This is a genomic window from Lutimonas sp. (genome assembly GCF_051011215.1).
In the GTDB taxonomy this organism is placed as follows: domain Bacteria; phylum Bacteroidota; class Bacteroidia; order Flavobacteriales; family Flavobacteriaceae; genus Lutimonas.
Genome location: NZ_JBPCUJ010000008.1, coordinates 1 through 11,814, shown reverse-complemented (window position 1 = coordinate 11,814; position 11,814 = coordinate 1). Strand labels below are relative to the sequence as shown.

Genomic DNA, 11,814 nt, shown 5'->3' with positions numbered 1-11,814 from the left:
AAAATAAACCCTTATGAAAAAATTCAATTTACTTTTAGCATTCTTTTTTGTCGTATCTGTTAGTTGTGCCCAAAAAAGTCCAAGATTACAAAGCAAAGGAGATCTAAACGGAACACAAGTTGCCATTGACTATGGTGCCCCGAGTGTGAAAGGAAGAACCATCTGGGGTGGTTTAGAAAAATATGGACAGGTTTGGCGTGCCGGTGCAAACGAAAACACGACCATATCTTTTGATAAAGATGTTACTATTGGCGGAAAGAAATTAGCTGCCGGTAAGTATGGTTTTTTTATCATCCCTAATGAATCTGGTGACTGGGTTGCCATTTTCAACAAAAAGAATGATGCCTGGGGCTCTTATTCTTATTCAGAAGCAGATGATGCCGTAAGAGTAATGGTCACCCCTACATTTGACAGTAATGTACAAGAACAATTAATGTATGCTGTTGATAATTCAGGAATTGTATTTGCCTGGGATAAAGCGAGACTTCATATTGATGTCAAGTAAGTTCGATCTAAATTTTAAACAAAAAGCCTCAATTTATTTGGGGCTTTTTTTATTTCCTACCCTGCTTTTTGCCTGCTAAATAACTGAATAATTACTGACAGGACAATCACCAGGACGCAGCCCAGTAAATTCAGCCACAAATAAGGCAGCACATCCATCTGAAAAATCCAGATAATCAGGAACTGTGTGACAATTCCTCCTAAAAACACAGCATTTCCTCGAACCATTTTAATAAAGAAAGCAATTAAAAATATGCCAAGGATATTGCCGTAAAAAATAGAACCTATGATATTGACCAATTGAATCAGATTGTCAAACAAATTCGCGATACTCGCCACAAGAATAGCTAAGATTCCCCAAGCCAGTGTAAACCATTTGGTGACACGAACATAATACATATCGGTTCGCTCTTTCTTATCATTTCTTTTATACAAATCTATAGTCGTAGTGGCCGCCAATGCATTTAGTTCTGATGCGGTGGAAGACATGGCGGCAGAAAGAATTACGGCAAGCAAAAGGCCAATGAGTCCTCTTGGAAGATTGTTTAGAATAAAATGTATAAACACATAGTCTTTATCATTCACTTCCTGACTCGAATCTGCCTGAAGAATCACTTCTTTTGCCGCCTCACGATTTTCAAGCTCCTGTTTGTTCAGTTTTTTTATCGCTGCCTTTATCTGCTCATTTTCAGGTGTATTCACCAAATTGAACTGTAGCTCTTTTTTCTGAATGGAAATTTCGTTATGTTTTTCTTCTAAGGAAGCATAGGTTGCTGCCATGGAGGAATTCTTTACAACTTTGGTAGCCGCCGGATTAAAGTTTAAAGGAGATGCATTAAACTGATAAAAAACAAATACCATGACTCCTACCAACAGAATAAAAAACTGCATAGGTACTTTAAGAAAACCATTGAACAACAAACCTAACTGACTCTCCCGAATCGATTTTCCAGATAAATACCGCTGAACCTGAGATTGATCAGTCCCAAAATAGGACAACATCAAAAATGTACCACCCAAAAATCCCGTCCAGATTGTATATCGATTATTGAGGTCAAATGAAAAATCAAGCACTTCCATCTTTCCACTGGCTCCTGCAATCTGCAAAGCCTTGGAAAAAGAAATATCTTCAGGCAAATAACTCAAAATGATAAAGAAAGCAGCAAACATACCAACAAAAATAATGGCCATTTGCTGTTTTTGGGTAACACTAACTGCCTTTGTACCTCCACTGACCGTGTAAATAATCACTAAAACACCTATAATAATATTCAGACTTAATAAGTCCCATCCCAACACTGCAGAAAGAATAATCGCCGGAGCAAATATGGTAATTCCTGCCGCCAACCCTCGCTGAATCAGAAATAAAATAGCTGCCAGGGAACGTGTTTTTAGATCGAACCGACTTTCCAGATATTCATAGGCAGTATAGACCTTGAGACGATGATAAATGGGAATAAAAACCACACAAATAATGATCATAGCCAGGGGAAGTCCAAAATAAAACTGAACAAATCCCATTCCGCTGTGAAAAGCCTGTCCTGGTGTTGATAAAAAGGTGATCGCACTTGCCTGTGTTGCCATAACTGATAGACCAATCGTCCACCATTTGGCTTCACTACCTCCTTTGATAAAATCTTTTACATTTTTACTTCCTCTGGTTTTCCAGGAACCATAGATGACAATAAATAATAGCGTAAATAACAGAACTGACCAATCTAAAGTTGCCATGCATCAAGAATAAAACTGTGTAATTAAATAAAAAGCAACAATGTATAAGGCGTTAGCCACCAGCAGATAGGTATACATCTTTGTCCATTTTCCCGATACTTCTTTTGATTCTTTCATGGTATTATTCCTTGATATCCTTCTCAAAATTATTCTTACCAATGGAGATCATATTGGTCAAGAGCTTATAAGCTCCGGGAACTCCAGCGGGTAATTCTCTAAAAAACGATAGTCCTGTATAAATATAGTGTCCTTTTCCGTATTTAGCAACCAAAAGACTTCCATTCATAGGAGCATCCCCATTTTCCTGAAAGGAAAGCACCGCGCTAAACTCATCTCCCCATTTATTAGGAAAATACAAGCCTCTTTCCTGTACCCAACCATCAAAATCTTCTGAAGTAATTTTATTGGGATAATTCAAAACCTCATGCTTCTGATCTATAAAAGTAACTTTTGCATTTTCATCAGTGATTCGATCCCTTGACAATTGTAATTCATAAGGGGCAAGATTATCTGTAACAACCAAACGATGACTCGTATTGTATTGAACAATTACGTTTCCTCCCTGTTCTGCATACCCTAAAATATCAGCCTGTTTTGAGGCCAACTCAGGAACTGTATTATAAGCCCTGATTCCTAAAATCACTGCATCATATGCACGCAACTTATTTATTGAAATATCCTCAGGTGCAATTTCACTTACCTCATAACCCACCTGTCTTAAATACTTAGGCACTTCATCACCGGCACCTTTTATGTAGGCAATTGACTGCCCCTTCTTCTGAAGATTCAAACGAACAACTTTAGACTCAGATGGTAATAACACCGATTGTTTCGGAATGTGATCATAATTAATCGCTACCATTGTTTTATCAAAAACTTCGGTACCAATGGTAAGCTGCGGTTTAATAGATCCTTCACTTTGATCTTTGGTAGGAATTACGGTGAAAACGACCGTTACTTCTTCTCCTTTTGTCTGTATTTGAAAATCAATTTTATCAGGACTCACTTTCCATCCTTCAGGAGCACCTAAGCTGGCAACACCCGAAACACTATCTTTATAAGCCTTGATCTTAACCGGTATCTCTTTGGGTTGATCATCATTAAAAATTACCACCTTTGAGGCAATTTCACTTACTGCATCGGGTAATATTTCGAAGGGTTGATAAACTTCACCTTTAACAGGATCATTGTATTTGTAAATAACATCCCTTTCGAATTCTATCAAGGTTCCCGCAATTTCAACAGTAAATACAATCTTTTCCACAGGTTCTGATACCGGATTACCTATCAAGTTCTGGTCTTTTACAGTATACATCCCTAAACTACCTTTTTCCTCCAACCAATACGGCGATGTATATGTGGCATTATCAGCCACTTTAAATGAAACTTCTTCTTTGTTAGAACTATTATTCTCAAGTAGCATGTTCAGCTGAACTGAACTATTTTGAGGCACAACATTTAGGGATTTCAATGTCATTTTTTGCTGACTTCTATTGATAGCCTCTATCGCAACAGACATTTCTCCTCCCCGTGTAATAAAACTTTGTGAGGCTACTGCTTCCAAATACAGCCCCGAACATGCTGCAATGATTTCTTTTATTTGATTTGATTTAAACGCCCTCCAATGTTCATCCTTCAAGTTTTGAATTAAGACATATGCCTGCACTAATTCCGGTATACTTTTCGATGGATTTGAAAAATCAAATTCGCTTTCAACTTTTGCCAGTATTATTTCAATTTCAGCACCTCCTTCAACACGGTTCCAACTCGTATCAACTCCTTCGAAAACATTAGACTTGTCTTTTGGCATGTCTCCTTTCAATAATTGGACATATTCCTTGTCCGTTCCCCGGGTCCCTGTGCTACCAAATCCTTGAGATTTATGCATACTTCGACTCAAGGAAGCAATTTCAGAGTTGGACAAGCCTAAAGAAGGATAAAAAACACCTGTGTCAAACCAAAGCATTTCAGATTTATCAACCTTTTCGAATTCCTCACGACTTCCATAAAACCACCAATGGGTGTTAAAAAACAATCGCTGCGTTGTCCAGGCCTTATAGGATGCTGTTATGTAGGATTCATCTGCTGCCAAATCAAAAGCCTCAGTACTCAACATCGCCGAAGAGGTATGATGCCCGTGAGTCTTTCCTGCAGATTCGGCATTAAACCGATTTATGATGATGTCTGGCTTAAATTTACGAATCACTTTCACCACATCATTCATCACTAATTCTTTATTCCAAATATCCAGGGTTTCATCAGGGTGTTTCGAATATCCAAAATCGTTGGCTCTGGTAAAGAATTGCTCTCCCCCATCCGTTTGACGTGCTTTCAACAATTCATTCGTACGAATAACACCCAATAATTCTCTTATCTCGGGTCCGATCAAATTTTGTCCACCATCACCTCTGGTGATAGATAAGTAGGCGGTACGTGCATGGACCTGATTTGAAAAGTATGAGATCATCCTCGTATTCTCATCATCCGGGTGCGCTGCCAAATACAATACAGAACCTAAAAAATTGAGTTTTTTAATGGACTCGTGAATTTCTGACGAATTTGGTTTTTCCGGAGCTTGAGAAAATGAAGACTGAATTAAAAATAAACACAAAAATAATGTTACAATATATTTGGTCATAATCGAATAAAATGGGAATAATATGAGCTAATTGTTAATTTAAACCACGATGTATCATATTGCGTATACATATCTAAAAAAAAGATATGAACGAAACGCATAGCTATGGCATAATGGAACAAATCTAAAGAAATATCGCGTGGTTTCATGCGTATTAAGAAAAACTTAACATTTTTAAAATGTTGATTAACTAGCCAAATAAATTTTCAATTTTAAACATTAAAATAATATATTTGTAAGCCTGTTGTTTTGGGTCGTAAAAAGAATCTAATCAATATCGAATTTCAGATGTGGTTAGATCAAAAATTAAAACCCTTGTTGTAACAGTTTTCAAACAAATCATAAAAATAAAAGGATGAAGTTTATAGTTTCCAGTTCTCAATTATTGAAGCAGTTACAAATTTTAGGTGGCGTAATCAATACCAACAACACCTTACCCATTCTCGATAATTTCCTTTTCGAGTTAACTGACACTCAATTGCGAATCTCTGCTTCTGATTTGGAGACAACAATGAGTACTTCGATCGATGTTGAAGCTGATGCGACGGGAGCCATTGCTGTTCCTGCCAGACTTCTTCTTGATATTCTTAAAACATTTGCTGAACAGCCACTTACTTTTAAGGTAGAGGATAACAATACCATAGAAATAAGTTCTGATAGTGGTAAATATGCTTTGGCTTACGCCGATGGAGAAGAATTCCCAAAAGCAGTAGAATTAGAAGCACCTAGCAGCACTACGCTAAAAGCAAGTATATTATCAAGTGGTATCTCAAAGACCATTTTTGCTTCAGGTAATGATGATCTTAGACCGGTAATGAGCGGCGTATTCTTCCAATTGAGTCCTGAAAACCTGATTTTTGTAGCGACAGATGCCCATAAATTGGTCAAATATATACGTAAAGATGTAAGTGCCAGTGAAGTTGCCGAGTTTATCATGCCTAAAAAACCCTTGACATTACTTAAAAATATCCTTTCTGGTAATGATGAAGATGTTGTGATAGAATACAATGACACAAACGCCAAATTTACTTTTGGTACCAGCACCTTGATTTGCCGATTAATTGACGGTAAATATCCTAATTATGAAGCTGTTATTCCAAAAGAGAATCCAAACAAGCTAACACTTGACAGAAATTCTTTCTATAACTCTGTACGCAGAGTCTCTATTTTCTCCAGTAAAACGACGCATCAAATAAGGCTTAAAATGGCTGGAACAGAATTGAAGATTTCTGCAGAAGATCTTGATTTTTCGAATAAAGCGGATGAGAGATTGTTGTGTAGCTACGAAGGAGATGACATGCAAATTGGATTCAATTCACGCTTTTTACTTGAAATGCTGAATCATTTAAACTCAAATGATATCCTGTTGGAAATGTCACTTCCTAACCGAGCTGGAATCTTAACACCGATTGATGGTTTGGAAGAAGGAGAGGAAATCACCATGCTTGTTATGCCGGTTATGCTTAGTAATTAAGGCCCGAAATTAGCTAATCGCCTAATTTTCTTATCATTAACTCATGGCAATATTTTGTCAATTCAACTGTTATTAGTATATTCGCCTTAAGAAAATAGTTGAATCCCCTAAAGTTCAATGTATTTTTTAGTAAAACTGATCAGCTAGTATTAAGGTAATAACCTAAATATTAGTGTTTTATGTTTATCATAGAAAGGAAGTTGAACGAAATTGCGCCTATGAAAAGAAAACTACTCTCAATTTACTTATTGATAGCATGCACCTATGTCTCATTTGGACAGATGGATTACTCTAATGTGGAATTTAGAAGCTATATCTACAAATACAAAGAGGCAGAACCCAGAACTTCGGAGCTTGGTATCGAAAAACAATTACTTACTGAAATCGTCAAATTACTTGGTAAAGATATTTACACAAAGGCGGAGCAGGATGAAATTGTTTATAAAACCTGGTTAGCCATGGCAAAACCAAAGGTTTTTGATTATGTATACAAAGATTTTGCGGTTACTTCCAATAAAAACTGGGGCTCTGAGAATGCCAATGGTGAGATTGTGCTTGAACCGAATCCATATCTTACAGATTGGACAGTAAGTGATGATGAATACCCATATTTTCAACTTGCGCTGAATAAAATTCTGGAACATTTTCAATTGATGACCTATGGAGATGATGCAGATAGTGTTGCCTCTTCATTCAACGAACTGTTAATTACCAAGGACTTTCAGTTTTCAGCACCTAAAGATGATGACTGGGCCTATTCCTACATAGAAAGTGTGAATACTGAATTACAAAAAGAAGGCCTGGTGGCATTGGTTACCAAAGGTTATTACAATATTATTGTTTGTGATATTGAAAGCAAGCAACAACTTACGGATTTATTCGAAAAGTTTAGATGGGAATTAGTACAACCCTAATTTCTTTCTAAAGTTCCCCTCATTAATCTGCTTTACTAATTTAAAGCAGATTTTTTTTTTTAAATTTACCCAATATTCGATGCTTCTTATCGTTTTAAATGAAATCAGATTCAACGTGTTAAATCGAGATAATGTGAGAAAAGCCATATTTTTATATTTCACCCTTCTATATGGTGTCTGTATTCTTGCACAACAAAAAGATTATACTGAAATCCAATTCAAGAGTAAGCTCAGAAACTATACGAAGGTACTACCTAAAACCAAGGAATTTGGAATTGACAAGGAAGTATTCGTACAGCTGGCTGATCTTCTCACTTTGGACATCTATACTGAAAATGAAAAAACTGACCTGGCCAATAAACTCTGGCTCGCTGTTTCGAATCCACAAAAGTTTGACTTTGTATACAAAGATTACTCTCTTAAAACGATCAAAAACTGGGGCGTTAAAATTAAGTTCGAAGACCCAAACTTTGAACCCAACCCCTATCTTGCTAAATGGACCGTTACGGCCGATGAATTTATATATATGCATTGGGCAATTACACAGATTCTCACGTTTGAAGGTTTAATGGCCTATAGTGAAAAAGCGAAAGTGGCACAAAAGGCCATTAACGAGTTGATCGTGCTGAGTAAATTAAAATTTTATCAAGCCAAACCAGACGAATACGCCTATGATTATCTGCATAGAAATAATGCCTTACTGAAAAAGAGAGGCCTGGTCATTCTCATTTACAATTACCATTTTGATTACATTGTTTGCGAAATTTCGAACAAAGACAAAGTAGTTGAATTATTTTCCAAACTCAAACTGGAATATATAGAACCATAAACTATTGCTTATTCCTCTATGGCAAAAGCGTCCACCGGCGCTCCAAAACCAATATACAGTATACAAGGATCTTTACTGACACATTTTGCTGAATGAGGCTTTTTGGCTGGTCCAAAGGCAAAATCACCAACATTCATAGTAATACTTTTTTCATTTTTATAAGTTACTTCCATTTTACCGGTAAGTAAAATCATGCGCTCATGTGAATTGTGCCAATGATTCGGGATACTTGATTTTCCTTCCACTTTAAACAACACATCTGAATCCGATTTACTTGGATCACCATGCAGAACGGCAATGTTACATCCTTCAGGCATAAAAGGAGGGCAATCACCCCATTCCAAGGATTTGTCTTTAAAAGAGCGTAAAACTGAGTTTTCATCCACATCTGATGAAGCTTGCTGGGCATAAACAAACCCCATTGAACATAAGGAGAGTATACATAAAAGGAATTGCTGTTTGAACTGAAGGTTGGCTGTTTTCATAATTAGAGATTAAAAGTTAAACAAAAAGGATGGATACATCCATAAATGAATCTAAAATTAGCCTATCCAATCCGAAGTCTCTGCCATAAACAATTCAAGGAAGTAAAAAATTAGGTCATTCTTTATTAGGAAGCCAGTCTGTTCTTAGAATAATCAGAAGGCAATATGCCATACGTATCTGCAAAACATTTAGAGAAATAAGCGGCAGAATTAAACCCAGAATCAAAAGCTATTTCCGAAATATTTCCTGAATGATTCTCAATCATTTTAATTGCTTTTTCCAATCGGTATGACTTTAAAAAAATATTTAAAGACTTTCCGGTTAAAAATTTAACTTTTCTATATAATTGAGATTTACTTAACCCCAATGCAGCACTAAAATGATCGACTTTCAAATTGGTCTTGTTCCATTTCTTCTCAGTAAACTCCATTAAAGAACTTAGAAACTTTTCTTCCTGGGGTTTTAAATATCGGAAATAATGTAGTTTAATTTTCTCATTCAAGATACTATTACTACAAAGTTCCAATACATTAGAAGAAAGTACGATACCTCCCTGCACTTCTTTGCACATGCGTTTGGCATCAGCAATAGTTCCTTCAAAAAAACCTTTTCCTTCAGCAACCGGCAAACCACAGCTAATTCCGATATGCAAGGAATGTGCATTCTTTATCGCTGTTAATGACTCATAATTTGAATAAATGGAAGTGGTGCAATCAATGGCATCAGAAACGGATCTAAAAGACACCAAATTAGATCGTGGGGTGTTTTTTACCAAACGTCCGTTAAAATTAGAGATTTGATCTATGATGAATCCATGAAAATCAGAAAGGCCATCATTTTGAGTGGCACCATTCATCCCATTCAAACTTTTCGGAGAAACTTCTAACATCATTATAATTCTAAAGGCCGGGTCATCTATAACTTTTGTATCTGAAACAGGATCAACAATCCGACCTAAAAAAGATTCAACAATTCCAGGGTTGACCTCTATGATGCTGTTTGGGATTCCACCATGTGCTTTATCGTGCATGGCACTCAGCGCCTCTTTATTAGGTGCCTTGATCAGGCAAAAAGCAGTCTTCTTCTGCCCATCATACCAATAGGTTAGCCCCTTACAACCGAATTCATCTTCAAATTTTAAATCAGCCTGGTGAATTCTAGCTACATGTTCTGCATCTATATTATCATCCAGATCGTGTCTGTCCATATATATTGGCATATTCTAAAGGTTTGATTTTAAGATTATTGTTTCTAAGTTACTAAAAAAAACACAAATTGTTTAATCTTTCAGCCGGATAGCCATTAAATCCCTGAACATTCATAATTCTGAAATCACATATACATCAAAAAAAAACCGCCAATTGGCGGTTTTTAAAGGGTTAGTTTATTTTGGCAAAATTATTCTAATACTTGATTGATTTGGTATTGACCATACTTCCATCCTCCATTCTTGCCTCGATCAACATTACAGTTCCTACTTTGACATTTCCTGTATTCAATTGGAATGAATTCTTTCCAGGAGCATCAATTATGATCATTCTACCGAGTAGATCATATACTTTGATTTCACTTACAGATTTACCTGAAATAACACTCATTGTATCAAATTCATTAGTAACTGTAAATCGATCTTCTTCAATGTCAATATCTGGTCCAAGATCAAAATTCTTGTTTACAAACTCCAATCTAAACCTATCCGAGAATTCACCCGTTTTATTCGCTTCAAATTCATACGTTGATTTCGAAAGATCATGTTTAATATTCAAGTAAGTATCAACTAAATAAATGTCCGAATCGTTTAAAACGCCTTCTTTTCTATTAATACTTAATTTGAACCACCCTGTTTTCTTGGTATCAAATCCTAAATTCACATCCTTTGTTGCTCCAAAAACACCCAGCCCCTGAATCACAAACTTATTGTCTGCAATCTTAGAATAAAACTTGGTATTCTTTTCGATCAGCGAAATCTCCGAATCGTATAAATTTCCAACAGCGTCAAAATACTTATCATAATCATCGGTAGCTCTTTCGTCAAAACCAATTAAAATATCATTCTTTTCGGTTCCATGAACCAATCGCAACCATATCTTACCTTCATCAGTTGAATTCACAACATCCTTACTTTTACTGGTTCCTTTATAGAATTGATCATTTTGACCTATCAATAAATGTGATGCATTTACATTAAATCCACCTCCTGCAATCGTTCTGATCATAAATCCTTGACTCGATGAAATGTTTTGAGTCACTCCATCAACCGACTCTCCGAAAGAATTGTAATACACATAATCTCCATCAAAATATTCACCCGTATCTGGATCGATTTCTGTACCATGTGTCCATAAGGCTATTTCCGAAACGTTTCCGTTATCCTCCATAATCTTTAAAATATCTACAGCAGCAGGGTAAGGATTACCAATCATATTGAAATTTTCATTCGCGGTTGGTCCTATATCAGCTGTACCACTATAGTATAAGTTTGTAGACCAGGTTCCGTTATGTGGGACTCCTACAAAATTCAATGTATGAATTCCTGTTGCTGGTCCTGGAGCGGCATATCCTTTTCCTCGTGCCATTGCACCGGAAGAATTATACCAATAGCCCCAATTAGGAACAGTATTTAAATTACCTGCTCTATAATCAAAGATTCGACTTTGATCAGATCCCGCAAAAACTGTAGTAATCTGTGAATTTTCCACTGGAGATGCCCAATACGTCAAGTCATTAATATCATCTAACTGAGTAGAATTCTCAATTTTAGTAATAACTCCTAATGTTGCGGAGGCATCTAAAACTACCAACGATTCTGTATCTCCGATAGTCAAACTTCCATCAACAATTAAATCTCCGTATAAAATAATACTATTACTGGTTGCTCCATTTGAATTAAAATTGGCAACAACACCCGGATTAACCTGTAAATTACAAGCAGTAAAGTTATTAGGAGCACCTGAAAAAGATCCTGTGATTACCGCCGTCCTTGACTGATCTGGTTCTCCATTAGACCAAGTTGAACCATCGAATTCTGTAGTACCCGTCACTTGTGTTCCAAGAGCCAAATTCGTATTTGGATCTGCATCATTTACATCGTCTAATACGATAAAGGTCCAATCATTGATATCAAAATCTCTATGCGCTTCTTCTGATGAACAACCACCTTTTATATAACAATCTGTAATTCCCCAAGGATCTGGAGATTCAGATGGGCTCGATGAAATATTACCCATTAAGTCAACAC

The 11,814-nt window shown here is 36.4% G+C and carries 9 protein-coding genes; 4 read left to right on the top strand and 5 right to left on the bottom strand.

What is annotated here, in order from left to right; all coding sequences use genetic code 11:
- The first annotated feature begins 13 nt into the window (after positions 1-13).
- Entirely contained in the window at positions 14-505 is a 492-nt protein-coding gene (locus ACR2MV_RS01015; RefSeq protein WP_434020009.1) for a DUF2911 domain-containing protein, read from the top strand.
- 56 nt (positions 506-561) lie between these two features.
- On the opposite strand, the gene ACR2MV_RS01010 is transcribed toward ACR2MV_RS01015, so the two are convergent.
- Complete coding sequence (locus tag ACR2MV_RS01010; protein ID WP_434020008.1) at positions 562-2,235, bottom strand: sodium:solute symporter; 1,674 nt, start codon at positions 2,233-2,235, stop codon at positions 562-564.
- A 121-nt stretch (positions 2,236-2,356) separates the two neighbouring features.
- The gene (locus ACR2MV_RS01005) at positions 2,357-4,846 is read right to left on the bottom strand and encodes a PIG-L family deacetylase (protein WP_434020007.1); all 2,490 of its coding nucleotides are present in this window, start codon (positions 4,844-4,846) and stop codon (positions 2,357-2,359) included.
- A 382-nt stretch (positions 4,847-5,228) separates the two neighbouring features.
- Here ACR2MV_RS01005 and dnaN point away from each other — a divergent pair, with 382 nt between their 5' ends.
- From dnaN to ACR2MV_RS00990, 3 genes are all read left to right on the top strand, one after another.
- Positions 5,229-6,347: a DNA polymerase III subunit beta gene (gene dnaN / locus ACR2MV_RS01000; RefSeq protein WP_434020006.1), complete on the top strand. Its 1,119-nt coding sequence runs from the start codon at positions 5,229-5,231 to the stop codon at positions 6,345-6,347.
- 218 nt (positions 6,348-6,565) lie between these two features.
- Positions 6,566-7,261, top strand: coding sequence for a hypothetical protein (locus tag ACR2MV_RS00995; protein WP_434020005.1), 696 nt, complete (start codon positions 6,566-6,568; stop codon positions 7,259-7,261).
- 133 nt (positions 7,262-7,394) lie between these two features.
- Positions 7,395-8,090: a hypothetical protein gene (locus tag ACR2MV_RS00990; RefSeq protein WP_434020004.1), complete on the top strand. Its 696-nt coding sequence runs from the start codon at positions 7,395-7,397 to the stop codon at positions 8,088-8,090.
- Between the two features lie 8 nt (positions 8,091-8,098).
- Here ACR2MV_RS00990 and ACR2MV_RS00985 read toward each other — a convergent pair whose 3' ends face one another.
- The 3 genes from ACR2MV_RS00985 to ACR2MV_RS00975 all read right to left on the bottom strand — a co-directional run.
- Positions 8,099-8,575 (bottom strand): cupin domain-containing protein, encoded by a 477-nt coding sequence (locus ACR2MV_RS00985; protein WP_434020003.1) that lies wholly within the window; start codon positions 8,573-8,575, stop codon positions 8,099-8,101.
- Positions 8,576-8,700: 125 nt separating this feature from the next.
- Positions 8,701-9,795: a nickel-binding protein gene (locus tag ACR2MV_RS00980; RefSeq protein WP_434020002.1), complete on the bottom strand. Its 1,095-nt coding sequence runs from the start codon at positions 9,793-9,795 to the stop codon at positions 8,701-8,703.
- 184 nt (positions 9,796-9,979) lie between these two features.
- Positions 9,980-11,814 (bottom strand): hypothetical protein (locus tag ACR2MV_RS00975; protein WP_434020001.1); only part of this gene is annotated, 1,835 nt, incomplete at its 5' end.